The organism is Shuttleworthella satelles DSM 14600 (assembly GCF_000160115.1).
In the GTDB taxonomy this organism is placed as follows: domain Bacteria; phylum Bacillota; class Clostridia; order Lachnospirales; family Lachnospiraceae; genus Shuttleworthia; species Shuttleworthia satelles.
Map to the genome: position 1 here is coordinate 238,797 of NZ_GG665867.1, position 25,636 is coordinate 264,432.

At 55.2% G+C, this 25,636-nt stretch carries 20 protein-coding genes and 1 tRNA gene; all 21 read right to left on the bottom strand.

Annotated elements, in window-relative coordinates; translation table 11 throughout:
* Positions 1-23 precede the first annotated feature (23 nt).
* Positions 24-1,088: a peptidylprolyl isomerase gene (locus GCWU000342_RS07900; protein ID WP_006906864.1), complete on the bottom strand. Its 1,065-nt coding sequence runs from the start codon at positions 1,086-1,088 to the stop codon at positions 24-26.
* A 120-nt stretch (positions 1,089-1,208) separates the two neighbouring features.
* Positions 1,209-4,754, bottom strand: a complete 3,546-nt coding sequence (gene mfd / locus GCWU000342_RS07905; RefSeq protein WP_045001116.1) for a transcription-repair coupling factor — start codon at positions 4,752-4,754, stop codon at positions 1,209-1,211.
* A gap of 8 nt (positions 4,755-4,762) precedes the next feature.
* Positions 4,763-5,365 (bottom strand): aminoacyl-tRNA hydrolase, encoded by a 603-nt coding sequence (pth, locus tag GCWU000342_RS07910; RefSeq protein WP_045001118.1) that lies wholly within the window; start codon positions 5,363-5,365, stop codon positions 4,763-4,765.
* A 301-nt stretch (positions 5,366-5,666) separates the two neighbouring features.
* Positions 5,667-6,290: an LptM family lipoprotein gene (locus GCWU000342_RS07915; RefSeq protein ID WP_045000930.1), complete on the bottom strand. Its 624-nt coding sequence runs from the start codon at positions 6,288-6,290 to the stop codon at positions 5,667-5,669.
* Positions 6,291-6,413: 123 nt separating this feature from the next.
* Positions 6,414-8,327, bottom strand: a complete 1,914-nt coding sequence (locus GCWU000342_RS07920) for an ABC transporter ATP-binding protein (RefSeq protein WP_006906870.1) — start codon at positions 8,325-8,327, stop codon at positions 6,414-6,416.
* Entirely contained in the window at positions 8,327-10,081 is a 1,755-nt protein-coding gene (locus GCWU000342_RS07925) for an ABC transporter ATP-binding protein (protein WP_006906871.1), read from the bottom strand. The genes GCWU000342_RS07920 and GCWU000342_RS07925 overlap by 1 nt, the downstream gene beginning before the upstream one ends.
* Positions 10,078-10,527 carry a MarR family winged helix-turn-helix transcriptional regulator gene (locus tag GCWU000342_RS07930; protein WP_006906872.1) on the bottom strand — a complete coding sequence of 150 codons (450 nt, stop codon included), beginning with the start codon at positions 10,525-10,527 and terminating at the stop codon, positions 10,078-10,080. Before GCWU000342_RS07930 ends, GCWU000342_RS07925 begins: the two co-directional genes overlap by 4 nt.
* A 321-nt stretch (positions 10,528-10,848) precedes the next feature.
* Positions 10,849-11,268, bottom strand: coding sequence for an ATP synthase F1 subunit epsilon (gene atpC / locus GCWU000342_RS07935; protein ID WP_006906873.1), 420 nt, complete (start codon positions 11,266-11,268; stop codon positions 10,849-10,851).
* 77 nt (positions 11,269-11,345) lie between these two features.
* A complete protein-coding gene (atpD, locus tag GCWU000342_RS07940) occupies positions 11,346-12,737 on the bottom strand; it encodes a F0F1 ATP synthase subunit beta (RefSeq protein ID WP_006906874.1) in 1,392 nt (463 codons plus the stop codon).
* Positions 12,724-13,689, bottom strand: coding sequence for an ATP synthase F1 subunit gamma (gene atpG / locus GCWU000342_RS07945; protein WP_006906875.1), 966 nt, complete (start codon positions 13,687-13,689; stop codon positions 12,724-12,726). Before atpG ends, atpD begins: the two co-directional genes overlap by 14 nt.
* 33 nt (positions 13,690-13,722) lie before the next feature.
* Positions 13,723-15,519 (bottom strand): F0F1 ATP synthase subunit alpha, encoded by a 1,797-nt coding sequence (gene atpA, locus GCWU000342_RS07950; protein ID WP_006906876.1) that lies wholly within the window; start codon positions 15,517-15,519, stop codon positions 13,723-13,725.
* The gene (locus tag GCWU000342_RS07955) at positions 15,520-15,987 is read right to left on the bottom strand and encodes a F0F1 ATP synthase subunit B family protein (protein WP_006906877.1); all 468 of its coding nucleotides are present in this window, start codon (positions 15,985-15,987) and stop codon (positions 15,520-15,522) included. It abuts the gene before it with no gap.
* A gap of 66 nt (positions 15,988-16,053) precedes the next feature.
* Positions 16,054-16,275: an ATP synthase F0 subunit C gene (gene atpE / locus GCWU000342_RS07960; RefSeq protein ID WP_006906878.1), complete on the bottom strand. Its 222-nt coding sequence runs from the start codon at positions 16,273-16,275 to the stop codon at positions 16,054-16,056.
* Positions 16,276-16,399: 124 nt separating this feature from the next.
* Positions 16,400-17,080 (bottom strand): F0F1 ATP synthase subunit A, encoded by a 681-nt coding sequence (locus tag GCWU000342_RS07965; protein ID WP_006906879.1) that lies wholly within the window; start codon positions 17,078-17,080, stop codon positions 16,400-16,402.
* 495 nt (positions 17,081-17,575) lie between these two features.
* Positions 17,576-18,295, bottom strand: a complete 720-nt coding sequence (locus GCWU000342_RS07970) for an HAD family hydrolase (protein WP_006906882.1) — start codon at positions 18,293-18,295, stop codon at positions 17,576-17,578.
* 90 nt (positions 18,296-18,385) lie between these two features.
* Positions 18,386-19,408 (bottom strand): GTP-binding protein, encoded by a 1,023-nt coding sequence (locus GCWU000342_RS07975; RefSeq protein WP_006906883.1) that lies wholly within the window; start codon positions 19,406-19,408, stop codon positions 18,386-18,388.
* 91 nt (positions 19,409-19,499) lie between these two features.
* Complete coding sequence (locus tag GCWU000342_RS07980; RefSeq protein WP_006906884.1) at positions 19,500-20,756, bottom strand: hypothetical protein; 1,257 nt, start codon at positions 20,754-20,756, stop codon at positions 19,500-19,502.
* Positions 20,757-20,806: 50 nt separating this feature from the next.
* Complete coding sequence (locus GCWU000342_RS07985) at positions 20,807-21,847, bottom strand: SPL family radical SAM protein (RefSeq protein ID WP_006906885.1); 1,041 nt, start codon at positions 21,845-21,847, stop codon at positions 20,807-20,809.
* Entirely contained in the window at positions 21,840-22,772 is a 933-nt protein-coding gene (locus GCWU000342_RS07990; RefSeq protein ID WP_169304670.1) for a phosphorylase family protein, read from the bottom strand. Before GCWU000342_RS07990 ends, GCWU000342_RS07985 begins: the two co-directional genes overlap by 8 nt.
* 234 nt (positions 22,773-23,006) lie before the next feature.
* Positions 23,007-23,080: transfer RNA gene (locus tag GCWU000342_RS07995), tRNA-Pro, on the bottom strand.
* 103 nt (positions 23,081-23,183) lie between these two features.
* The gene (locus tag GCWU000342_RS08000) at positions 23,184-25,499 is read right to left on the bottom strand and encodes a transglycosylase domain-containing protein (protein WP_169304671.1); all 2,316 of its coding nucleotides are present in this window, start codon (positions 25,497-25,499) and stop codon (positions 23,184-23,186) included.
* Positions 25,500-25,636 lie beyond the last annotated feature (137 nt).

The following is a 25,636-nucleotide window of genomic DNA, read 5'->3' on the forward strand; positions in this document are numbered from 1 at the left end:
ATAGTGAGCGCGGGTAATGACTGTCAAGACGAAGCCCCCTTAGAACCGCTGTTTGTTCCGCTCTGGTTCTTGAGCTTCTGCCCTTTGGTCTGGAAGAGACTGTTAAATTTGACCTTGCTCCAGGCGGCTTCATTCAGGGTCATGCCGTCCTCGTTCTCCCACTGCTTGAAGACCTCCTCGGCGTGCTCTGTTTTCTTCTTATTCTCCAGTGTCTTCTTCTTGGCGGCCGTCGCGTCCGCGTCAGACAGACTGTCTAAGCGAAGCACATAATAACCGTCATTATCGACCGTGACGACATCAGAGACCTTACCGACCTCCATCCCCTCCAGGGCGGTCAGAACCGCCTGAGGCAGCTTGTAGGACTTGTCTCCCACATCACTCTTTCCGTAATTCGCTGTCTGCACCGTCTGCTTCATCTGCTTTGCCGTCGTATCGAAGTCAGCAGAGGTAGACAGGGTCTTGGCCTGCTTCATCAGCTCCGCCTTCTGCTCCTCCGTCACCTGACTCGTCTTACCCGTAGAACTGTCGGTGGACTGAAAGGCGAACTTCACATAAGAGAACTTCTTCTGGTTAGCCTCCTCGTCGCTGACCGTCGTGTCAGCCTGCCCCTCTAAGGCCTGTTCCACATGATAGTAATAGTATTGATCCTCGAAGAAACGAACGACGTAATCCCTCTCGGCCCCCAGCTGCCTGACAGCCTCCTCGGAGTTGGCGGCCAGGAACTTGTCCGCGGCCTCGCCGATCTTCTTCGATTCCTCTTCACTGATACTGATATTGAAGTCAGCAGCATGCTGACGGGCAACGTACTGTTGCTTCAGGGAATCCGCCACCGTCTCCTTGACCTGCTGCTCCAGGGTCTTACCCTTTCCGGACATATCCGTTGTCCAGTAACGGTCCCCATAGTAGCTGCGATAGCTGGCGTCATACTGAGCCTGCATAAGCCTTGCCACGAAATTACCGTAGCCAAGCTCTATTCCCTCTCCCTGACTGACCTTGATCAGATTCTCCTTCGCGTTGATCCCGCATCCGCTGATCAGAAGCGCTCCTGCCAGCCCCAGAGCCGCCAGGGAAGCAAATATCCTCTTCATTCCCAATTCTCCTGTTGTCCACGGGCCTATCCCGTTCTCTCTCGTATGATTTAATGCTCTTATTATAGTCGTCCGCCGTCTCACAGACAAGTTGCCTCCCGGCCTCCCGGTTCATGCGCCTTAAGCCTCCCGGTCCACAGCCAGCTCCCGAAACTCCTCTACAAAGCTGCGCAAAGCCTCCGGAATCTGTCTTTTTTCCATCCTGGAATTTCTGCCGAAATCAAGTTCCAGACGGGGCTCCTGCGGGTCTGCCGTAAAGTGCAGATAAGGGCTGTAGCGGCTGATCAGCTGCGGAATCACCGCGGGATTGATCGGGGCCTGGTGAAAGAGCGTCAGGCTCACCTGCCAGCCCTTCTGCCTGATATCCCTGATCCAGGCCCTGTGGGCGCGAGCCTTAAAGAGGGCGATCCAGAGCAAATTCTGTACAGCCCTTGCCGGCTCTCCAAAGCGATCAATCAATTCCTCCAGCATGGCGTCATGGTCCTCCTCACTGCGGATGTCCGCGATACGCTTGTAAATTTCCATGCGCTGGCCGGCGTCCGCCACATAGGACTCAGGCAGATAGGCGTCCATGTCCAGATCCACTGAGGTCTCGAAGGGCTCGTAGATCTCCTCCCCCTTCTCCTGACGAACCGCCTCTCCCAGCATCTTGCAGTAGAGGTCATAGCCCACGGATTCCATGTGTCCGGACTGGCTCTCTCCCAGGACATTTCCCGCTCCGCGGATCTCTAAATCCCGCATGGCGATCTTGAAGCCGCTCCCCAGATCGGAGAACTCCTTTATCGCCAGCAGCCGTTTCTCCGCGACCTCTTTGAGCAGCTTTCCCCTGCGGTACATGAAGAAGGCGTAGGCGGTCCGGTTGCTTCTTCCCACCCTGCCCCGCAGCTGATAGAGCTGGGATAGGCCCATATTGTCCGCGTCGTCAATGATGATCGTGTTGACATTGGAAATATCCAGGCCGATCTCGATGATTGTGGTGGAGACCAGAAGATCGATCTCCCCATCGATGAAGTCCACCATGATATTTTCCAGCCTTGTCTGGGACATCCTCCCATGGGCATAGGCGACATGGGCCTCGGGCAGGAGCTTTTGCAGACGGGCCGTCATGTCGGCAATCTGTGCCACCCGGTTGAAGACATAGTAGATCTGTCCGCCCCTGGCCATCTCCCGAAGAACCGCTTCCCGTATCATCTCGTCATTGTGCTCAAAGACGAAGGTCTGGATGGGGGTTCGCTCCATAGGGGCCTCGTCTAAGATGCTCATATCGCGGATCCCCACCAGACTCATATGCAGCGTTCTCGGAATGGGAGTCGCCGACAGGCTGAGGACATCCACGTTCTTCTTCATCTGCTTGATCTTTTCCTTATGCCTGACGCCGAAGCGCTGCTCCTCATCAATAATCAAGAGTCCCAGGTCGCGGAAAACCACGTCCCTGGACAGGGCCCGGTGGGTCCCGATGACAATATCCACGCGGCCGCTGGCCAGCTCGCTCACCGTCTGCGCCTGCTGTGTCTTGTTCCGGAAGCGACAGAGCAGGCCCACCTTGATCGGATAAGGCGCCATCCGCTGGACAAAGGTATCGTAATGCTGCTGGGCCAGAATGGTTGTCGGAACCAGATAGACGACCTGCTTGCCCTCCTGCGCGGCCTTGAAGGCCGCCCGCAGGGCAATTTCCGTCTTGCCGAAGCCCACATCCCCGCAGATCAGCCGATCCATGATCTTGGGACTCTCCATATCCTTCTTTACGGCCTCGATGGCCTCCAGCTGTCCCTCTGTCTCCTCGTAGGGGAAGGCCTCCTCAAATTCTCTCTGCCAAACCGTGTCCGGCCCATAGGCATATCCCTTGTCCTCCTGGCGAACCGCGTAGAGTTCCACGAGCTCCCTGGCCACAGATTCCACAGCCCGCTTCACCCTGGATTTGGTTCTGGACCATTCCTGACTCCCCAGCGAATTGAGCCTGGGTCTCCTGGCATCCGCCCCGGCATACTTCTGCAGGAGGTCCATCTGACTGGCCAGGATATAGAGGATCCCGGAGTCGGCGTATTCTATCTTGATATAGTCCTTGGTGACCTGGTCAACCTCGATCTTCTCCATGCCCCGGTAGATACCCAGTCCATGGTTCTCATGAATGACATAATCCCCCTCGTGCAGCTGGGCGAAGGATGCGATCGCCTCCCCCTCTCTGTGCCGCCTGCCGCGCTTTCTGCGTTTTCTTCGCCCTCCGAAGAGGTCCTCTTCCGTCAGGAGGACAAATCCGGCATCTGTCAGCTCATAGCCGGCCGACAGAGAACCCCTGGTGACCATAATCTCCGCTTCCTTGACCTCATGCTCCGGATCCTCTGTATAGAAGACATTGAGATTCTCCTGCAGAAGGTCATCCGCCAGACGCCTGGCCCGGGTCCTGGAGTTTCCTACGTAGACCAGCTTGCGGCGATTTTTCTTGTACTCCCGCAAGTCCTTGAGCAGGAGTTCATAGCTGTTATTGTAGACGCTCCCCTGTCTGATCCGAATATGAAAATGCTCTCTGACTTCCAGGCCCTGGTCGCGCCCCTCCAGGGCGGAGAGGAGGACTCCCCGTCTCCCCCGCAGCTTTGCTGTCAGGCTCTCATTGTCATAGAGCATCTGCATCTGTCCCGGCAGGATATAGCCCTCCTCAAGACGGCGCGTCATCGAATCGGAGAACTCCTCCATAATGACCTTACCCGACGCCATCAGCTCCTGAAATCCATCCAGAAAGATCACTCCGTCTTCGGGGATGTAGTCGATCAGCGAAAGGGTCTGGTCGGTAAAATAAGTCAGATGGGACTCAACCTGCTGGCTCCCAAATCCCCCCTCGACATCCTCAATGATCTGGTCCGCCGCCGCCTTGATCCGGGCGGCCTCTTCGGTCTTGAAGCTCTCCCTGTAGCCGGCGCAGACCCGGTCCGCGTCCGCGCGGATGCCCTCAAGGCCCCGCCGCAGCTCCTCCGGGGACAGAACAATCTCCGCCGAGGGAACAATGCGGATGGTCTGCAGGGGATCCTCATCCGAAAGAGAGAGCTGACTGTCAGGGTCGAAGAGGCGCATGGTATCCACCTCGTCGCCCCAGAGCTCAATCCGGATGGGGTTTGCATCCGTCAGGGGAAAGACGTCAATAATCCCCCCGCGGACAGCGAATTCCCCCGGATGCTCCACCCTGGCCACCGGCTCATAGCCGCTTCCGATCAGAGCCAGGCGCCATTTCTCCACCGGCATGTCATCTCCCTGCGCCACTTCAATGATGTTTTTATCATAGGAGGACAAAGGGGGCAGTTTATTCATCAGGGCTGACCAGGTGGTCACTATGACCGTCTCCTCTTTCCCCCGCAGCGCCTCAACCGCCTGCATACGCTGACGGGTCAGCACATTGGAGCGGATATCCGACTGATAGAAGAGCAGGTCCTTGGCCGGATAATAGAAGACATTTTCCGTGAAGAATTCCAGCTCCTCCGCCAGCTGTCTGGCCCTTTTCTCATCGCGGGTGACAACCAGCCTGACCAAATAGCCGGCTCCCAGCCCATAGATCAGCTGGGCCTTGGCGGGATCGATACATCCCAAGACAGCATAGAAAGCTCCGCCGTCCCTTAAGTCCCGGCGAAGCTCGCGCATCTCTTCTAATGTTTCAAAGGGCTCAAAAAACGCTCTCATCTCTTCTCTCATCCTCTGGCCTTGCAAGGGCTGTTCTCTTCCGGCCGCATCCCGTTATAGCGGTTCATGGCCTCTACGATCTGCCCCTCCATGACCATGACAGCCGCCTCAGCCGCATGCTCCTCTCCCAGAGCCATGTTCTCCCGCTCCTCAGGACGGATCCTGCCCAGAACATGGGCGATCATATCTCCCCCCGTCGGAACTTTCCCCACCCCTACACGTACCCTGGGAAAGCAATCCGTCCCCAGGCAGGCGATAATGCTCTTTAAGCCGTTGTGACCACCGGCCGACCCCTGCTTTCTCACCCGGATCACTCCGCAGTCTAAGGTCACATCGTCAGAAATCACGAGCATATCCTCCAGAGGATCCAATTGATAGAAGCGGACAAACTGCTGGAGCGACCGGCCGGAGTCGTTCATATAGGTCGTCGGCTTCACCAGCAGCACCTGTCTTCCCTCAATGAGTCCCTTTCCATAGAGGGCCTCGAATTTCATCTCCCGCAGGCAGATCCCATATTGATCAGCCAGACGGTCTATGGTATCAAATCCCGCATTATGTCTGCTATGCCTGTATTTCTCACCCGGATTTCCCAGGCCCGCGATCATATACATGAAAAGCTCCTTGCTCTGCCGAATGCCTCGGCTCATTGTAGCTTATTTCCGAAGGACGCGCCCCCTTTCTCCACGGAAAAGGATGAATGATAATCCGCGGAAAAGGATGAATTACAGTCCATGGAAGAGGATGAATGGCGGGAGGAAGGGAAGCCTGTCTTCAAATCACCCCCTCGCGGAAAAAACTGTGAAAGAAAAGACCGACCGCCCTGTCCGCATCTGCGTCTCGTGCACAGGTGCGGTCTCTGGCGGTCAGCCCTCTCTTCACAGCCTCTTCTCAGCCTGCAATTGCGACGGAAGCTCAATTGTTCTTGACGAAATCAATGTGATCAATCTTCAGCTGGCTGTCAGATATCTTGATGGTAATGCTGCCATCCTTGTTGATCTGGCCCTGTCCCAGACCCAGTTTGGAGCCTCCTTCCGCAAAGATCACCTTGCCGCCGGCAACCTTATAGCTGCCCTTGGAATTGGTGTCAATTCCTTTTGCCACTTCCTTCTTCATGGCGTCTTCCATGGCCTTGAGCATCTGATTCTTGAGCTCATCATAGAAGGCCTGCGCGCTGTCATAGCCCGCCTTCTTGGCCAGGTCGTCGGTGATTTGACTCCTGTCCATCTTCTGCTGTTTGAGCGCCTCATCGACGATTTCGTCGAAGTGATCTGTCGCGTACTGCTTGACATCGCTGATCAGCTTGTCGCTGTCCAGGGAGATGCTGTAGTTCTTCTTGTCCAGATTCATCTTCAGTGTGACGTTCATGTTCTCCATGAAGCCCTTGGTAATCGCGTCATCCGCCTTCTCGGCAGCGTCATTGATATCGCTCATCTTAACCGTGGCCGTATAGTCTCCTGAGATATCTTTCTGTCCACAGGCCGCGAGGGCGAAGATCAGGGTCATCGACGCCATGAAAAGTGCTAAAAACTTCCTCATAAACTGGATCCTCTCTTTCCTAAAATGCCCCATCACTGTAACATAATTCCGGCAAAAAGCAAAGAATCCAGCTGTTTTAAGGTTTTCTATCCGGATATTTTAAGGTTTCATTAAGGTGTCATCTCAGTCGTTGACGATTTTCCCCGTGTAGAGCTGATAGTACTTGCCATGCTGCTGAATTAGTTCCTCGTGACTTCCTCTCTCAATAATGTGCCCCTGCTCCATAACCATGATGCAATCCGCATTCTGAATCGTCGACAGGCGGTGGGCAATGACAAAGGAGGTTCTCCCCTTCATCAGGGCGTCCAGACCGTTCTGCACCAGCTTCTCCGTGTGAGTGTCAATGGAGGATGTCGCCTCGTCCAGGACCAGAACCGGAGGATTGTAGATGGCCGCTCTGGCAATGGCCAGAAGTTGTCTCTGTCCCTGGGAGAGGTTGCTTCCATCCCCGGAGATCACCGTGTCATAGCCCTCGGGCAGGCGGCGGATAAAACCGTCCGCGTTGGCCAGCCTGGCCGCCGCGACCACCTCCTCCATGCTGGCGTCCAGCTTGCCGAAGCGAATGTTATCGGCGATGCTGCCGGTAAAGAGATGGGTATCCTGGAGAACATAGCCCATGGAATGGCGCAGATCATCTTTCTTAATCTTATTGACATTGATCCCGTCGATGCGGATTTTGCCGTCCTCAATATCATAGAAGCGGTTGAGAAGATTCAGGATGGTCGTCTTGCCGGCGCCCGTGGCCCCGACAAAGGCCAGCTTCTGTCCCTTCTCAGCGAACATGTCTATGTCGTAGAGGACCTGCTTGCCCGGAAGATAAGCGAAGTTGACCTTCTCGAAGGTCACATGGCCCTTCTGCCAGGTGTAGGTCGTCGTCCCCTCATCCCTGTGATAATGCCTCCAGGCCCAGCGCCCGGTTCTCTCTGTACTCTCTACAGGATTGCCATTCTCGTCCTCGCGGGCATTGACCAGAGTGACATATCCCTCATCCCTCTCCTTCTCCTCGTCCAGCATGGCAAAAATACGGGTCGCTCCCGCCATGCCCATGACGATAAAATTCATCTGCATGGAGACCTGGTTGATTGGCATGGTAAAGGATCGGTTAAAGGTCAGGAAAGAGGCCAGCCTGCCCAGGGTCATTCCGGCCAGTCCCCGCATGGCCAGAAGACCGCCGATCACTGCGGACAGGACATAGGAGACATTGCCCAGCTGTCCGTTGATGGGCATGATGATATTGGCGAATTTATTGGCATTGTCTGCAGAATGAAAAAGCTGGTCATTGAGCTCGACAAAGCGATCGATGGCCTCCTTTTCATGATTGAAGACCTGAACCACCTTCTGCCCGCTCATATACTCCTCAATATGGGCGTTGACTCTGGCGATATCCCTCTGCTGAGCTCCATAGTACCTGCCGGACTGGCCGGTCAGCTTTCCGGTCACAAAGAGCATCAGGGCGACCATAGACAAGGTAACCAGAGTCAGCGGGACAGAGAGGATAATCATGGAAATCAGCGTCGCCACAATCGTAATCGCAGAGCTGACCATCTGGGGAATGGCCTGGGAGATCATCTGCCGAAGGGTATCTACATCATTGGTGTAAACAGACATAATATCCCCGTGACCATGGGTGTCAAAGTAGCGGATCGGCAGGTCTTCCATATGGGTAAAGAGCATGCGGCGGACCTTATCCATCATTCCCTGCGTCACCCGGGCCATCACCAGACCCTGGACCAAAACAGAGACTATCCCGATCCCGTAGAAGCCTGCCACCCTTGCCATGGCAGCTAAGAGGGGGCCGAAATCCGCCGCCTGGCCTGCGGATACCTGCCTGGTCAGGGGCAGAATATAACTGTCAATCAGGGTCTGAATAAAAAGATTTCCCTGCACATTGGCAAAGACATTTAAGAATATACAAGCCAGTACAACCAGCAGATGCACCGGGTAGCTCGCAAACAAAAATTTCATCAGGCGTCGGAAGGTATTTATGCTGCCGCGAATATTCTTTTTTGGTCCGCCGCTTATTTCTGCTCTTGCCATCAGTCCTCACCTCCATTCTCATCAAAGTCTCCGCTTCCTCCCTGGGTCTGAGCCTCATAGATATCGCGGTAGATGTCATTGCTCTCAAGAAGGTGCTCCGGCGTATCAAAGGCATTGACCCTTCCGTCGTCCATAATGATAATCCGGTCGGCATCCCGGACGGAGGAGACACGCTGGGAGATGATAATCTTGGTCGTATCCGGAATATCCTCCCGAAAGGCCTTGCGGATTCTGGCGTCTGTCGTGGTATCGACTGCCGAGGTGGAGTCATCCAGAATCAGAACACGCGGCTTTTTTAAAAGAGCCCTGGCGATACAGAGCCTCTGCCGCTGACCACCGGAGACATTGGTCCCCCCCTGCTCGATAAAAGTATCATAGCCCTCGGGAAAGCGATCGATGAACTCATCGGCGCAGGCCATCTTTGCCGCCCGTCTCAGCTCCTCATCCGTGGCCGTCTTGTTGCCCCAGCGAAGGTTCTCGGCAATCGTTCCCGTAAAGAGCACATTGTTCTGAAGAACGACCGAGACTGCGTCCCGCAGGGTCTTAAGATCATAGTCTCTGACATCGTTGCCGCCCACCTTGAGGCTTCCCCCTGAGATATCATAGAGGCGGGAAATCAGGTTGACCAATGAGGTCTTTGCCGATCCGGTCGCCCCCATGATCCCGATGGTCTCGCCGGAGCGAATGGTCAGATTGATGTCGGAGAGGACGAAATTCTCGGCCTTCTTCTTATAGGCGAAGTTGACATGGTCAAAGACAATCTCCCCGTTCGGGACCTCCATCAGAGGATCTTTGGGATTGACAATCTCCGGCTCCTCCTCAAGAACCGCGACGATACGCTCAGCGGATGCCGCGGACATGGTAATCATGACAAAGACGAAGGAGAGCATCATCAGCGACATGAGAATGTTCATGGAATAGGCCAGAAGACTGACCAGCTCTCCTGTTGTCAGCTCCGAGGAGACGATCATATGGGCCCCGAACCAGGAAATCAGAAGGATGGACCCGTAGGCCGCCAGAGACATGGCAGGAATTCCCGTAGCTATGATGGACTCCGCCTTGACGAACATCTTGCGCAAAGCCTTCGAGGTCTTTGAGAAGACCTCCTTTTCTCTGCTCTCCCGGACATAGGCCTTGACCACGCGAATCCCGGTGACATTCTCCTGGACGGACTCATTTAAGTTGTCGTACTCCCGGAAGACCTGCCTGAAGATCTGACGCACGACAGAGATGATCACGAAGAGGAAAAGGCCCAGAAGCAGCACAATCACCAGGTAAATGCTGGCCAGCCTGGCGTTGATATAGAAGGCCATAAGCATAGCCACAATCAGGGATGCCGGCGCCCGAACCGCCATGCGCAAAAGCATCTGATAGGCATTCTGCAGGTTGGTGACATCCGTGGTCATGCGGGTGACCAGAGAAGCGGTGGAAAAGTGGTCAATATTGGCAAAAGAGAAGGTCTGAACCTTGCGGAAGAGGGCTTCTCTTAAATTGCGGGCAAAGCCGGCGGAGGCCCTGGCCCCGTACTTACCGCCGGCAAAACCGGCAAAAAGACCGACAAGGGCCAGGAGGATCATAATCCCCCCGTAGAAGAAGATCGCCTGCAGACTGTTTCCCTGGATCCCCTTGTCTAAAATGTTCCCCATCTCCAGCGGGATCATCATCTCCATCGCGACCTCTAAGAGCATGAAGAGGGGAGTAGCAATGGAGGCTCCCTTATACTCTTTCACCTGCTCTGCCAACTTTCTGATCATAGCTTCACCTCAAAATTCTCACTCATTTGATCGATCACACGAAAAAAGCAGTCCAGATCCTCCGGGGAGATTCCGGCTCGCAGCTGATCCTCCAGTTTCCTGAAACGGTCTGCGGACCGCTTCTGAAAGTCCTGTCCTTTCTGCGTCAGAACAACTTTTTTCAGACGGGCGTCCCTCTCGACCGGAATCCTTCGCAGAAAGCCTCCCCTCTCCAGGGTCTGAACGATGCCGGTGATTGTCGACTTGGCCAGGGGAATCATAGACTCCAGATCCTTCTGATAAATGTCTCCCTCATTCCTGGCAATCAGGCCGATCAGCCAACCGCACTTGGCAATCTCCTGGGGAATCTGATCCTCGGCATCCGCCCGCTGCATCTCCTCCCGAATCCGCTTGGACAGCCGGTAAATCGCCAGCCCCAAATACCTCTCTTCTCTCGGCTCACACATATAACATGCTCCTTCTGCCCCGGCCAACCCCGGCTCACATAAGCTTACAGGTCATGGTCCTCGTATCCGCAGGATAAACGCCCGGCCCCGGACTATTCACCTTCGAACAGTTCGGTGTCGAACAGTTCGGTGTCGAATTATATTGTAGGAATTGCCCCTGTATCTGTCAACCTCTTTTCCCTCTAAAAAGGAAGAGCTGTTTCCCCTTAAAAAAACAAAGCTGTCTTTTTTCTTTCAAAAGCAAAGCCAGCTAAAAAAAGCGGATCCCCGCAGGAATCCGCTTTTTTTAGCTGGCTTTTCTATATCAATCCCAATCCATTCTCAGTGCATTTCCTTGCCCTTGAACTTGAGCCTGGAGAGGGCCCTGGCCATAGCCGCCTGGGTCATGTGGTACTCCCTCTGACTCTGCTGCTGCCGCAGGCGCTCCTTGGCCCGCTCCAGAGCTTCCTCCGCTCTTCTGGCATCCAGCTCCTCCTCCGTCTCACAGGTGTCCACCAGAACCGTGGCCCGGTTGTTGGCGAAGACCATGGACCCATATCCCGCCACGACATCGATCCACTCGCCGTCTCTGGTGCGTATTCTGAGTTCCCCGGGAGAAATGGCTAAAATGGCCTGGCTGTGATGGGCCAGAAACTCCTGCTGGCCGTCCACGGTCTGCACGACCAGAGCCTCAGCCTGGTCATGATAAAATTTTTTGTCTGACGCGATCACGCGCAGAAAGAAGGTTGCCTGATCAGCCATAGATAGACTCCTTATAGGCCTTGTGACGCCCTGACCGGTTCAGCTCCTCCCCGGTTCCACTTTCTGATACTGTCTTTTTAAGACGCTTCCTCCTGGGCCTTCTTAGCGACGTCATCGATGGACCCGCAGTTTAAGAAGGCGTTCTCCGGGTAATCATCCATCTGACCGTCCAGGATCGCCTGAAAGCCGCGGATGGTCTCCTCCAAAGGCACGTACTGGCCCGGAATTCCGGTGAACTGCTCGGCGACAGAGAAGGGCTGGGAGAGGAAGTTTCTCACCTTGCGGGCCCGGTAGACGGTCAGCTTGTCCTCATCGGACAGCTCCTCCATCCCCAGGATCGCGATGATATCCTGCAGCTCCTTGTACTTCTGCAGAACCTGCAGAACCCGCTGAGCCGTCTCGTAGTGATCCTTGCCCACGATACTCTCCTCCAGAATGCGGGAGGAAGATCCCAGAGGATCAACCGCCGGATAAATACCCTGCTCGACGATCTTACGGCTCAATACCGTAGTCGCGTCCAGGTGGGCGAAGGTGGTCGCCGGGGCGGGATCCGTCAGGTCATCCGCGGGCACATAGACCGCCTGGACAGAGGTGACAGACCCGGCCTTGGTGGAGGCGATTCTCTCCTGCAATTCTCCCATCTCGTTGGCCAAGGTGGGCTGATAGCCCACGGCGGAGGGCATCCGTCCCAGAAGAGAGGAGACCTCTGAACCGGCCTGGACAAAGCGGAAGATATTATCGATGAAGAGGAGGACATCCTTGTGCTGAACATCCCGGAAGTATTCCGCCATGGTCAGTCCGGTCTCAGCCACGCGCATACGGGCTCCGGGCGGCTCGTTCATCTGTCCGAAGACTAAGGCGGTATTCTTGATGACACCGGACGCGCTCATCTCGGAGAAGAGATCATTTCCCTCACGGGACCGCTCGCCGACGCCGGTGAAAATAGAGTAGCCGCCGTGCTGTGTGGCAATGTTGTGAATCAGCTCCTGGATCAGGACGGTCTTGCCGACACCGGCGCCGCCGAAAAGGCCGACCTTACCGCCCTTGGCATAGGGGGCGATCAGGTCAATGACCTTGATTCCGGTCTCCAGGATCTCCTGTACCGGATTCTGGTCTGTGAACTTGGGCGGTTTGCGGTGGATCTCCCACTCTTCTGCGCCTGTGATCTGCTCCCCTCCGTCAATGGTATCCCCGAGGACATTAAAGAGGCGGCCCAGATTCTGCTCTCCCACCGGCACTTCGATCCCGGCGCCGGTAGCGAGAACGGGCATATCCTTCTGCAGCCCCTCTGAGGCGGACAGCATAATGCAGCGAACCAGATTCCCTCCCAGATGCTGGGAGACCTCCATCACTGCCTTCTTGCCGTGATTGTCAACCTGCAGGGCTGACTTGATCAGCGGAAGGGGCTCTTCTGCGAATTCCACGTCTACAACAGGCCCCATGACCTGTACAATCTTACCGATTTGCATCCGGCATGACTCCTTTCTTAAGCTTCTTGCGCCCGGCGGCAGCCGCCAGCTGCTGAGCTCTGGCCTTGGCGCCCGCCGCAACCTCTGTGATCTCCTGGGTGATCTGCGCCTGGCGCTCCCGGTTATAGCGGATATTGAGTTCCTGCAAGAGCTCCTGTCCGTTCTTGTTGGCGCTGTCCATAGCCTGCATGCGGGCGGAGTGCTCGGAGCAGAAGGCCTCGACTAAGGCGGAGTAAATATATCCGTTCAGATAATCCGGAACGATATTATACAGAAGCTCCGAGGCATTGGGCTCCAGCTCAAAATCCTCCTGAATTCCCATGGCCGTCATCGCCTCCTCCTGGTTAAAGGGCTTGGCATTCAGCCGGATCAAAGGAAGCAGCTGGGTCATGTTGCACTGGGTCTCCATTGAATTCTTCATCGAAGTGAAGACGATAAAGACCTCATCGATCTTCTTCTCCTCAAAGAGATCCAGCATCTCGAAAGCAATGCTTCTGGCCCGGGCCAGGGTGGGTTTCTGGGCGGTATAGTGGAACTCGCCGTCAACCTCGATGTGATGCTGCAAAAAATACTGTCTTCCCACTTCGCCGACGGTAAAGAGCATGCCGTTGGGATGATCCGCCAGAAGCTCTTCTGTCAGCTTGATAATGTTGTGGTTATAAGAGCCGGCCAATCCCTTATCCGCAGTCACACAGATGATTGCCCTGCGCAGTCCCCCCTCCTGCTGCCGCTTCTCGCGGTTATCCAGATAGGGATGGTGGAAGCCCTCCGGCAGATGGCGCATAACGCGGGCGAACATGTCCTGCAGAGCGTAGAAATAGGGCTCGGTGGCTGCCAGGGACCTCCTGGCGTTATTCATTTTCGTAGATGAGATCATATACATGGCATTGGTAATTTTCATCGTGTTATCAATGCTGCTGATACGATCTTTGATCTCACGTATCTGGCCCATGGAATTCCTCTGTACTAATGCAATGCCAGGCGCTTAAGCCTGGGCCTTCTCATATAGGGGAGCGAACTCATCGGCAGCCTCTAAGACAGACTGTGTCAGGACATCTGTCAGGCGGCCGCTCTTATCGATCTCTCCCGCGATTTCCGGATGCTTGTCGGCGAAGAAGTCCAGGAGCTGTCTCTGATACTCCTTGACCTCCTTGACCGGCACATGAATCATCTTCCCATTCTCAGCGACCAGAAGACTGATCACCTGGTCGCTCATAGACAGCGGTGATCCCTGCGGCTGCTTGAGCAATTCCATGAGAACCGCCCCCTGCGCCAGCTGATTCTTCGTCGCCTCATCCAAATCGGAGGAGAACTGGGTGAAGACCTGCATCTCCCGATACTGGGCCAAATCAATACGCAGGGACCCGGTGGCCTTTTTCATTGCCTTGGTCTGCGCTGCGCCTCCCACACGGGATACGGACAGGCCGACATTGACGGCGGGACGCTGTCCCTCGAAGAAGAGATCCTGCTCCAGGAAAATCTGACCGTCCGTAATGGAGATTACATTGGTCGGAATATAAGCGGATACATCTCCGTCCTGGGTCTCAATGATGGGCAGGGCGGTAATGGATCCTCCTCCCAGTTCCTCAGAGAGACGGGCGCAGCGCTCCAAAAGCCTTGAATGCAGGTAGAAGACATCTCCGGGATAGGCTTCCCGTCCGGGCGACCGTCCGAGAAGAAGGGACAGGGCCCGATAGGCAACCGCGTGCTTGGACAGATCATCGTAGACGATCAGCACGTCCTTGCCCTTGTGCATGAAGTACTCAGCCAGAGCTGTTGCGGCATAGGGTGCGATATACTGCAGGGGCGCCGGGTCAGAAGCCGTCGAGGCGACGACGACGGAGTAGTCCATGGCGTCATGCGCCTGTAAGGTGTTGACAATCCCCGCAATCGTAGATGACTTCTGTCCGATCGCCACATAGATACAGATGCAGTTCTTGCCCTTCTGATTGAGAATGGCATCCGTCGCAATGGCTGTCTTACCGGTCTGCCGATCTCCGATGATCAGCTCACGCTGACCGCGGCCGATCGGGAACATAGAGTCTATGGCAAGAATACCGGTCTGCAGGGGAACATTGACCGGCTGACGGTCAATGATACCGGGGGCTTCGTTCTCAATCGGGCGGTAGTCCGACGCTTTGATCGCAACTCCTCCGTCAATGGGATTGCCAAGCGCGTCGACGACGCGGCCCAGGTATGCGTCAGATACAGGTATCCCGGCCCGCTTACCGGTCCCGGTCACATGACTTCCCTCGCCGATTGTCCCCTCCTGGTCGAAGAGAATGGCGCCCACGCTATCGGACTTGATGTCCTGGATCATACCCTTGACGCCATTGTCAAAGAGAACAATCTCCCCGTACTGGACGTGGTCAAAGCCGCTGATGGTGACAATCCCGTCTCCCACAGTCTCAACCGTTCCCACTTCAGAGGCCTTGGCCGCCAGATGGAAGGCCTCCACGGCCTCCTGCATGATCGATACGATCTTGCCCTGATCCGCGCCCCGCGAGGCTCTCTGACGGGCTTCATCGATCTGGTCTTCAAACTGGCGCTCCCTGCCCCGGGTGGACCAGTCAAACTCATCGGAGCCCACAGCCAGAATGAAACCTCCGCCGACCGAGGGGTCCGTCTCAACAGTCAGATCCACATCCGCTGCACTGGCGGTATGATAACGCTTTGATAAAAACTCCTTGAACTGAGCAACCTGCCTCTCGGAAGGCGGCGTCACACACCGCAGCCTGGCCTGAAGCATTGTGCTCACATCCCTTGTATTGGTCTCGCTCATTTATTTCTCCACTTCCTTCAGGAAGGCGTCATACATCTGCTCATCGGTCTGAGAATCCACCAGCTTGGCCGCAGCGTTCTTGACCAGATCGGTGATCTTCTCCTCCGCCTCACGGCGCTCGATCTCCGCCGCGGCTCTGGCCTTCTTCTGCGCCTCTTCAATCATCTGATCAGAGCGATCGCTGGCTTCGCCCAGGATGCGGTCATACTCGGCATTGGCCTTCTTGATCGCCTCCATGCGGATATTGGCCGCCTCCGCCTGCGCTGACTGCTGCTGGGCCTCGTACTTCTCATGCAGGGCCTGCGCGTCCGCCTTGACGCTGGCCGCGTCGTCATAGGACTTTTTGATCTGTCCCTCGCGCCTGGCAATAACGTCGCGCACCCGTCCGAAGAGGAATTTCTTCAGAATAAAATAGAGGATGATCAGGTCAATGATGACCCACAGAATTGTCAAATCAATGTGTAACATTGCTTCTCCTAACTTGCTGCTTCCACATCCGCGGTTCCCGCCCCGCGGGCGCCGTCTCTGCGCGGATCAGCCCAGCATGAAAATGATCAGGATGCCCAACACAAATCCGTAGATCGCGGTCGCCTCGGAAAGCGCTGCGCCCAGGATCAGATTTGACTGAATCTTCTTGTCCGCCTCAGGCTGTCTTGCGATTGCGTCCGCTGCGTGACCGGTTGCGATACCGATACCGAGACCGGCTCCGATGCATGCGATGGCTGCAATACCTGCTCCGATTGCTGTAACACTCATGATTTTTTCCTCCTGAAAGCCAGAATATTGATTTTGGAACGAATTCCACGTTTAAATGCCCCCTGGGGCTCTATAATATCGGCATCCGCCGCTATTATCTTCACTTGGCAGGACGCCTGTCCCGCTAATCCTCAACCGCCTCCGCAATAAAGAGGGAGGTCAGGAAAACAAATACATAGGCCTGAATAAAGCCATCGAAAATATCAAAGTACGCGCTGAAGACCAGGGGCAGGCCCACAGGCACAATGTACTCAATGATCTCCATGATGACGTAAGAGCCCAGGACATTGCCGAACAGTCGCATGCACAGAGAGAGAGGCCGGATAAAGACCTCCAGTATATTGATGGGCGTGATGATGGCGATGGGTTTGGCAAAGGCCTTGAGCCAGCCGCCTACTCCCTTCTTCCGAATGCCGGCCGCTTCAATCAGAACAATGGACATGGCCGCAAGCGCAATCGTAACGCTTAAATCCTTGGTGGGCGGCTTAAGCCCCAGCAGTCCGATGATATTGGAGAGACCGATATAGAGAAGAATGGTCTCCAGATAGGTAGAGTATTCCGCTGCTCCCTCGCCCAGCATCCCCTTGACGAAATTGTCCAGCCAGGTCACCGCGCTCTCGACGAAGAGCTGCTTTTTGGACGGATGCTCCACGGACATGTGACTGGTCAGCCACAGGGACAGAACGATCAGAATAGCCATAACCACCCATGTGATCAGGAGCGATTCATAGATATCAATCCCCCCGAAGATCGGGATGGTAAACGCCTTTTGTACCTGTAATTTCTCAACTAACTCCTGGGCCATTGCAGACTCCCTTACCAAACTCACGCAGCAGAGCTTCCGGGAAATCCCATTCCCAATGCCGCGATCCTCCTCGCGAAAAATCACAAAAATCAATTGTCATTTTAGCACTTTCACTCCTCTTTCGCTAAGACATCCAGCAGAATTTGTCTGGCACTGCAAAATCGGCCAGCCCCCTTGGGGTGAGTACCGAAATTCCTCTACCATTCTGCATGGTATTGAACTCTGCCTCTGCCGGTTGCCATGAAATGAGGTCTTTCTTCTATTCACAACAGAATATCTGCAAAGCACGTCTGTGATTGCTTGTTATGCGCTTATTATAGTAGCTCAACTTTGGAATGATTTACCAATATTGCTCTGCTTTTCAGTCATTTCTTTGTCTGATTTTCTCTGTCTCTCCCGCTTTTTTATAAGTACCTACGGCTCGCAGCATAAAGCTTTTCTGCCGGACAATCGGATCCCGCAGCCTATATCTGCAGCATTTCATTTTGCCGGCCATTAGCTCCTCAGGATCTCTGCCTCCAACGCCCCTGCGTCAGAGACAATGGGACCTGCCCCTCTCTCCTCCAGAAAAGAATGGCTGCGAAATCCCCAGTCAACACTGATACAGTCCATTCCTCCATTGGCTGCCGTCTGCATATCCACCTCGGAATCACCGATATAGACCGCCTCCTCGGGGACAACGTTCAGCCGCTTCAGGACGAGATCGGTCATATCCCGGGCCGGTTTTCTCGGGATGCCATCCTGCTCGCCGATACAGGTATCAAAAAGGCCGGCGAAGACCTCCTCGGCCAGAATTCTGACCGCTTCATCAGGCTTGTTGGATACCACAGCCGTGGGAATCTTCTTCGCGCGAAGGGTCTTCAGAAGATCCAGAATTCCGGGGTAGGGGCCGGTCTTGTCGTTGGCGTGCTCGGCATAGAAGGGCTTATAAATCGTCGCGATCTCCTCCACTTCCTGATCAGATACTCCCTCAACACTCTCAAAGCCCGGGGTTCCTATCCTGACCAGATCCTCCTCCGGCATACCCTTCTCATAGGCTAAAGCCCTCTGAATGGCCACATTAACACCGGAGCCAAAGAACTGCCGAACCATATTGCCCTGATAATCGTGGCGATGGCCGCTCTGCTCCAGAGCCCAGTTGAGGGCAGTCACCAGGTCATCCAGCGTGTTTAGTACAGTTCCGTCCATATCAAAGATTGCCGCCTTGTACTTCATATTTGCTCCTTTAACTTCCTTACAGTGCCGTTTTTTCTACAATTTCAGGGTGGCCATATTTGACCAGAGTGGCACAAGGCTCCTCCATTTTTACTGCGTCTTGTCTGTCCCGAACGCGTAATGAAAGTACCCGCCAATATGATTTTGATCCAGGCCCTCTCCGATCACGATCAGAACCTCCTGTCCCTGCGCGCTGTCACTCAGCTCGATTCCATCCGCAGTGGCATTGACCTTAAGCCAGCCGGCCTGACCGGCTCGCTTGACCTCTTCCTCGGCATGATTTGTTTCCCCACGCCCTCTGCCATCCGCGCGCAAATTCAAATAGCCCTTCACCCGGATCACATGGCCACAAGCGGGATCCGCGAAGATCTGCCGCAGGTCCTCCGCCAGTTCCTCTCTTGTCGCCTCTACATTCATATAGAAGAGCTGGTCATACTGGTCTTCCCGGCTGACAGGCAGCTTGAGGTGGTCCGCTCTCTGATAACCTGCCCGACAGATCCCCTCCAGATCAGCGTCTGTAAGCTGATCCCACGGTTTGGTCTCTATCTCGCCCAGCGTCAGCCGCCGGTCACAGTGAAAATGCTCTAAGGCACGGTTTATATGGTCCACTGTCCGGGAAAAAGATTTCTCATCCACCTCCTGGCTCTTGGATAACACCACCTTTCCGGCATTGGCCAGCTGCGATACCAGAAGATAGTCGGTCTCCTCATCCGTGTTCTCCGGCAGATGAGCATCCAGGATAGAAATAACGCTTCCTATCTGATACCAGCGATTGAGCGGCTCCTCCTGGAGGGTGTCGAAGAACTCATCCACGTCATAAATACCCGACGGCTCCACAAGAACCCGGTCATAGCCCAGCATACCGAGCGTGATGAGTTTGGTCTTAAAGCGTCTCTGATGGGTCTCATAGTCCTTATCTCCCAGAACCATTTCCACATCACAGGACTCTCCCTCCAGATCGGATAAGAGCATGCGATCCACATTGATGGCTCCAAAGTCATTCTCCAGGATCGCGATATTCATTCCCCGATTTATCAGATACCTGGCGTAATGCCGCAGAAAGGTCGTCTTTCCGGAGCCTAAGAACCCGGTAATCAAATCAATTTTCGTCATTGAATCTCCTTTTCTCCGGTTATTTTCGGACACAGCCGCATCCTTTTATCTCAGATTTTATCTGTCTCTTACGCTTCTTTCCTGCCTTCTGTTACTTTCTGCCCTTCTGTCTCAGATCTCCTTCGCTTATCCCCGCCAGTTCGCGCGCCCGGGCCAGTCCTCCGCCGATATAGTCCTCTCCATAGCGATCCAGAATCTGACTGGCATAACACCTGTCGGGATCTTTAATCTTATCGATCTGCCGGCTGATCGCCTCATGAGCTCCCAGCACATTCTCCATATCCGCAAGGATTTCCAGCGCCAGCTCAGGCAGAGGGTGCATCTGCCCGTCCGTCCAGAAGAGGGACACCTTTTCCAGGGGATAGGATGCCGCCTGCTTCATATTCCGCATGGCCCGCCTCTGACGCATGACAGACAGATCCATCTTGGGCCTGGCAGTCAGATAGAGCAGGAGCAAAGTCAAAAACTCCAGATCCGAGGGGTCAATCCCCTCATCCCGCAGGGGATTGATATCCAGCATGCGCAGCTCGATATGGTTCACGCCTTCCCGGAGCTTATCCAGGGCATTGGTGCCCTTTGGCTTCAGGCGGACCGGATAGTAGAGCTCCGCCGCGGAATAGAGTTTGCCGGTCTCCACATAGTAGTTCATGGAGTCCAGATAATTCGGGATTGCGTCGAAGTCCAGGACGGGTTCAAACTCATTCCAGTAGCCCCTGTCCGAGCAGCGGTAGGAGGAATATATGCCGGCCAGAATCTCCCCCGGCTTTCCACCTTCGAAGGAAGCATCCATCAGGGGGGAGGCCGCCGTCAGGGCGACAATCAGCCAGGAATAAGCCAGCAGCTTCTCCGCCAGGTTCAGGTAGATCTGATCCGCAGAGACGCCCTCTTCCCTCAGGCAGTCCAGGAAAGCCTGTGGATAGGAGAAGTTGAAGTGGATGCCGCACAGAGACTGCTTCTTTCTGCCGTACTTGCCCGCCAGATAGTTGCGATAGACGGTTTTCTCCGCTTTCTCTCCCACGAACTGCGCGATTCGGATATCCTTCTCTGAGCGCAGGCAGGGAGGGTTGGAGAAGGGCCAGAGCAGCTCCGGTGTGTTTTGCCCCGCCAGAAAGCGGGCTACCTCCCGCCGCTTGTCCCCTAGCGCCTTGACCAGCTCCCGGGGATTATGGTGTACCCCGGTAATGATCTCCAGCTGGCTCTCGCAAAAATCCCGGTCCAGAACCGGATCATCCCCAAAGGGATGATCCGTCTGTGCCAGGAATCCCTCCGGAGTCACCCGCTGATTTTCTTCTTCCAGACCAAATCCTCCCTGGGTGAAGGTCGGTTTGATCCATTGTCTGATGTTCATTTTGGATGCTCCCTGGGTGTTTCATTGTTTCAAATTGACTTCCTTGCAGTTTACTCCCCTGTATGACTGCCGTCAATCGGCCTTGCCTGCGTCAAGCCCTCCTCCCAGGAGAAGATCTGCTTGTCCTCCACGTAGGCCAGCAATTTCTCCCGCAGGAAGCTCTCCATCTCTTCCAGGAGAGGGGCCGGATAGTGACAGTAGCCTCCCTCTGTCACAAAGGGAAACTGCACACTGGCGGCAAGGGGCTGATTGCGGCGCAATCGCTTTAAGTAATCCGCGGAGACGCGAAAGCTCCCTATGCTGACGTCCATGATCTGTCCGGGAGACAGGTCTGTAAAAATCCGGTCCACCAGGTCTGCGTAGGCCTTTTTCCAGCCGGGCTGAAAGATCATGGGGTCCAGGGCCAGCCGGACAGTCGCGCCGGCCTCGACAGCAGCCCGGACGCTCTTGAGCCGGGCAGTCAGGCTGGCAGCCCCCATCTCCATCTGTCTGATATAGGTCTCCGGGGACAGGGTCCAGGCGAAGATCAGATCCTTTCGCCCCCGGTAGTGATCCCAGCCCGAGAGCAGAGCCGCCTTGGTCCGAACCTCAAGGCTTAAGCCCGGCCGATCAGCCGCGAAATCGGCCCAGGCAGAGACATACCCTGTCACCGCCTCCAGCGCCAGCAGATCCGTGTCGTAGGAGACGCAGAGGTAGACCGGATGCTCTGTCAAAAGCCGGTCCACCTCCTCCATAATCTCCTCCAGATTGACGAAGATAACGATATTCCCGGAGGGGTACATTCCCTTGAGATAACAGTACTCACAGTTGAAGGGGCAGTTCATGACGGAAGACGCGTAATAAAAATGACTCCTTCCGAAGCTCTGGCAGACCGGCGCCCCCGGGTATACCGCCTCCCCCTGGCGGACAGCCAGAATCAGACTCCGGTGATTGATCTGCAGACCAACATCCTGCCGCCTGCGATTGAAGACATCCTTATAGTGGTCAATCAGGATCTGTTCGGCCCCGGGAAAATGCCTCAGGATCTGTCCGGTTCTCGGCCAGTCCAGAGCCCTTTTTTCGATGTAAATATGGCGAAACTGCTCACTCATCCCGCATCACCCAGTCTGCAAGCTCCCTCAGGAGAAGCTTGCCCTGTCGCCGGTCCGCCGCGGGAAGCTTCTCCTTTACCTCCATTTGCTTAAGGCGGCCTCTCCAGTCCTTTCCCGCCAGACCGGCATAGGTCAAAAGCTGCTTCAATTGCTCTTTCATGCTGGCGGAGCAGCAGAGGTCACCGGCTCTTCTGACAAGCTCCTCCTGACCGGGCAGGACAGCTGCCATCCGATCTGCTGTCTCTTCTTCCTCCCGGGCCTCCTTCATCAGGGCCCTCAGATAGGTCTCTATCTGCGAAAGCCCGCTTCGCATGCGAGTCTCCAGGAGCTGCGCGGTCATCCTCTCTCCCTCTGCCTGTCCCCTGTCAGAGACCATCTTCAGAATATGAATTTGCTGAGGCCCCAGGTAGCTGTTGGCTGCCTGAAAAAAGGCCGCCCCCTCCATGTCAAAGAGCGAGACGCCAGCTCCTCTATTTGGTCCTCGTTCCGCAGGGCTTTCCCCGCTCAGGCCCTCTTTTTGGCCACAAACCGTCCTGATTTCTTCCGGAGTCCAGATCCTGGATCGGCTGTACAGAGCAGCCTCCGGCAGGGGGAAGGCATAAGGATAGATCAGGTCCGGGTAGAAGCTCCTTCTCCCGTCCGCGTCGATCAGTCGGTTGACCCGATAGGGACCGACATATTGCCCGGTCATCTTCCCCGCCGCGCTTCCGACCAGGACAAGCGAAGCTGGGCCGTGCACAGCCAGGACAGCGCCGACTGCTGCCGCCACAGCCACCGGCCCCGGTCCGGTCAGGGTCAAAAGGACTTCCCCCCTCTCATCCTGATACTGGCGATATGGCAGTTGGCTTTGCCTTGCGCGCATTCCCATCATTCGAACCAGTCCTCTGACCTCCGGCCACAGGGCCGCGAAGAGCAGTATCCGCATCTCTCCTCCCACTCTCTGTCTGGCGAATATGATATCCGCTTTTCCTGAAGCTCCCTGCGCCTGACACCATCTTCCAGGTCTCTCTCCAAAATCTCTGCCGCATACAGGCCCACAGACGTCAGGCAGGCGCATTATCCTCACGGACAATGAAGCGGTCGCGCCGCGAGCATTCCATCTCCATGAATAAGAAAAGAGCTCCGGATCCCCTCCGAAACTCCTCTTCCTTAACAGCAGTCGGCGTGACAGGATTTGAACCTGCGACCTCTACGTCCCGAACGTAGCGCTCTACCAAGCTGAGCCACACGCCGATGATTTCCTCCTTGGGAAATCAGCCCTTGAATAATAACAAATCCTCCCCCAAATAGCAAGGGGGAGGTATTCCATCAACAACCGCTGTCAGAGGCTATTTTGTCAATGACCGCTGGACGGACTGGCGGGACTGTCCGTTTCGCCCCCGCCTCTCTGGTTCGTGCTGTTTGACTCTGAAGATTTCCCCTTTGAACTGCTGGACGAAGAGCTGTCCTCCGACGCGGGCGACTCCTGCCCGGTGGAATCCGTCTGAGACTTGCTGTTGCTGTCCGCGGAATTCTTCTTATCCTCCTTCTGCCCATCAGTCTCCTGACTTGAACTGCTTCCGCTGGACTTGCTGTCAGAAGACGTCTTCGATGTCTCCCAGGAGAAGTTCTTGTAAGTCAGCTTCTTGTGGGCCGCGGTCATGAAGTCCCTCCAGATCCGTCCCGGGTAATTGGCCCCGGTCAGATTCTGCATGGACCTGGGCGTATCATAGCCGGTCCAGATCGCCGTGGTGTAATAGGGTGTGAAGCCGCAGAACCAGCCGTCCTTATAGTCGTTGGTCGTTCCTGACTTGGCCGCGGCCACCTGGTTATTCAGCTTCAGACCTGCGCCGGTTCCGTAATCCAGGACCGCCTTCATCATAGTGATCATCTGATGAGCGGCATCCGACTTATAGATCTGTGTCTCCCCGTGGTTGTTCCTGTAAATGGTGTTGCCATTCTTGTCGTCAATATGATCGATGCAGGTCGGCTCACGGTATTTGCCGTCATTCTCAAGCGCCGCGTATGCCGAGGCCATCTCTACGGTTGTGACCCCGTTCGTCAGTCCGCCGATCCCCGCCGCCAGATTCTCATCGTTCTTGGATATCTCCGCGAAATGCATCTTGTAGAGATACTGCAGGCCCTTGGCCGGCTTGACATCCTTAAAGACCTTCCAGGCAACCGTATTCAGCGAATAGGCCACGGCCTGGGTCAATGTGACATTGCCCATATAGGAATTGCCGTAGTTCTGAGGTCCATTGGTAATGGGGGCGTCCTGCACGCGGGTGTCGGGCGTATACTTTCCGGTCTCAAGCGCCGGCGTATAGACCAAAATGGGCTTGATGGAAGAACCGGGCTGACGGTAGGAGCGATAGGCGCGGTTCAGCGTGTAGGTCGTGATGTTATCCTGGCTTCGGCCGCCGACAATAGCAACCACATTCCCGGTCGTGTTATCAATGACAGTCCCCGCGGACTGGGCCGCATATATGCCCTTATCCGTCGTCTCGCTCAGCTTGCTCATGTTCTTGTCCACTGCGGTCTGGAGGGCCTGCTGTAAATTCGCGTCCAGACTGGTGTAGATCTTATAGCCGCCTGTGTAGAGTTCGGAGGCGTAGCTGTCGTACTCCTTGCCGTACTTGTCCTCATAGGCCTTGCGCTCATCATCGCTGTTGAACTGATACTGGAAGTCAAATCCGTCCGCCGTCATCAAAGCCCGCACGGCGGAGTACTCGGCGAATGTTGTCTCATAATTATGGAACTCCTTCTGATCCTGGGACAGATTCAGGGCGATCTGCTGCCCGGTGGCCTGATCATACTCCTCCTGGCTGATCTTCTTGTCCTTGAGCATGTTCTTGAGAATCAGAGTCTGCCTCACGACCGTGTTCTCAGGGTGATTGATCGGATCATAATAGCTCGGGCGATTGGGAATGGCGCACAGATAAGTGATCTCCGCCAGGCTCAGCTCGCCGATATCCTTGCTGAAATAGCCCTGGGACGCGGTGCCGATGCCGTAGAAACCATTCATGAAATAGACATTATTGATGTAGAAATTGAGGATCTGGTCCTTGGAGTATTTCTTCTCCATTTCCAGGGCAACAAAGATCTCCTCCACCTTGCGCTCCCAGGTCTTATCCTGGGTCAGAAAGACCGTTCTCGCCAGCTGCTGGGTAATCGTGGATCCGCCCCCTGAGACCTTGTGGTTTCTGACCATGGCAAGAGCCGCGCGGGCAATTCCCTTGAGGCTGACGCCGGGATGCCTGTAGAAGCTCTTGTCCTCAATGGCGACAAAAGCCTCCTTGACCTGCTTGGGCATCTTATCGCTGGTCACATACTGAATCTTCTTCTTGCCCCCCAGCTCCGCCAGTTCATTTCCGTCCTTGTCGTAGACAAAGCTGGATCGGGAGGCCTCGAAGGTCTCCTCCGAGGAATTGGCCACCAGCTGAACCGCCTCGTCGTGCATGGCTATGATTTTACTCGCGTAGCCTCCCGCTACCAGGTAGATCGCGGCGAACGCAATCATGATCAGGAGGATGAGAAGAATCAGACGAACCACACGCCAGACTCTGCGCTTCTTCTTTTTGGGCTTGTTGGGCTTGGGGTTCCTGTGCTCAGGGCTCCTGTGCTCAGAACTCCCGACTCTATGCAGTTGTTCATTATTTTTAATCTCACTCATAGCCCGTATTTTACCTTCTACCCTCAATATAAGCAACTTTTTCCTGACCGGCAAAAGCCTGCGTTTTCCTGATCGACGAAACCCTGCGTATTTCCCCTGACCCGGCGTCGATCCTTTCATATGGCGACTGTATCCTT

What these genes read in the sequence shown, in the direction of transcription:
- GCWU000342_RS07900 (WP_006906864.1), bottom strand. Translation starts at nt 1,088, where the DNA reads ATGAAGAGGATATTTGCTTCCCTGGCGGCTCTGGGGCTGGCAGGAGCG.
- mfd (WP_045001116.1), bottom strand. Translation starts at nt 4,754, where the DNA reads ATGAGAGCGTTTTTTGAGCCCTTTGAAACATTAGAAGAGATGCGCGAG.
- pth (WP_045001118.1), bottom strand. Translation starts at nt 5,365, where the DNA reads ATGTATATGATCGCGGGCCTGGGAAATCCGGGTGAGAAATACAGGCAT.
- GCWU000342_RS07915 (WP_045000930.1), bottom strand. Translation starts at nt 6,290, where the DNA reads ATGAGGAAGTTTTTAGCACTTTTCATGGCGTCGATGACCCTGATCTTC.
- GCWU000342_RS07920 (WP_006906870.1), bottom strand. Translation starts at nt 8,327, where the DNA reads ATGGCAAGAGCAGAAATAAGCGGCGGACCAAAAAAGAATATTCGCGGC.
- GCWU000342_RS07925 (WP_006906871.1), bottom strand. Translation starts at nt 10,081, where the DNA reads ATGATCAGAAAGTTGGCAGAGCAGGTGAAAGAGTATAAGGGAGCCTCC.
- GCWU000342_RS07930 (WP_006906872.1), bottom strand. Translation starts at nt 10,527, where the DNA reads ATGTGTGAGCCGAGAGAAGAGAGGTATTTGGGGCTGGCGATTTACCGG.
- atpC (WP_006906873.1), bottom strand. Translation starts at nt 11,268, where the DNA reads ATGGCTGATCAGGCAACCTTCTTTCTGCGCGTGATCGCGTCAGACAAA.
- atpD (WP_006906874.1), bottom strand. Translation starts at nt 12,737, where the DNA reads ATGCAAATCGGTAAGATTGTACAGGTCATGGGGCCTGTTGTAGACGTG.
- atpG (WP_006906875.1), bottom strand. Translation starts at nt 13,689, where the DNA reads ATGGGCCAGATACGTGAGATCAAAGATCGTATCAGCAGCATTGATAAC.
- atpA (WP_006906876.1), bottom strand. Translation starts at nt 15,519, where the DNA reads ATGAGCGAGACCAATACAAGGGATGTGAGCACAATGCTTCAGGCCAGG.
- GCWU000342_RS07955 (WP_006906877.1), bottom strand. Translation starts at nt 15,987, where the DNA reads ATGTTACACATTGATTTGACAATTCTGTGGGTCATCATTGACCTGATC.
- atpE (WP_006906878.1), bottom strand. Translation starts at nt 16,275, where the DNA reads ATGAGTGTTACAGCAATCGGAGCAGGTATTGCAGCCATCGCATGCATC.
- GCWU000342_RS07965 (WP_006906879.1), bottom strand. Translation starts at nt 17,080, where the DNA reads ATGGCCCAGGAGTTAGTTGAGAAATTACAGGTACAAAAGGCGTTTACC.
- GCWU000342_RS07970 (WP_006906882.1), bottom strand. Translation starts at nt 18,295, where the DNA reads ATGAAGTACAAGGCGGCAATCTTTGATATGGACGGAACTGTACTAAAC.
- GCWU000342_RS07975 (WP_006906883.1), bottom strand. Translation starts at nt 19,408, where the DNA reads ATGACGAAAATTGATTTGATTACCGGGTTCTTAGGCTCCGGAAAGACG.
- GCWU000342_RS07980 (WP_006906884.1), bottom strand. Translation starts at nt 20,756, where the DNA reads ATGAACATCAGACAATGGATCAAACCGACCTTCACCCAGGGAGGATTT.
- GCWU000342_RS07985 (WP_006906885.1), bottom strand. Translation starts at nt 21,847, where the DNA reads ATGAGTGAGCAGTTTCGCCATATTTACATCGAAAAAAGGGCTCTGGAC.
- GCWU000342_RS07990 (WP_169304670.1), bottom strand. Translation starts at nt 22,772, where the DNA reads ATGCGGATACTGCTCTTCGCGGCCCTGTGGCCGGAGGTCAGAGGACTG.
- GCWU000342_RS08000 (WP_169304671.1), bottom strand. Translation starts at nt 25,499, where the DNA reads ATGAGTGAGATTAAAAATAATGAACAACTGCATAGAGTCGGGAGTTCT.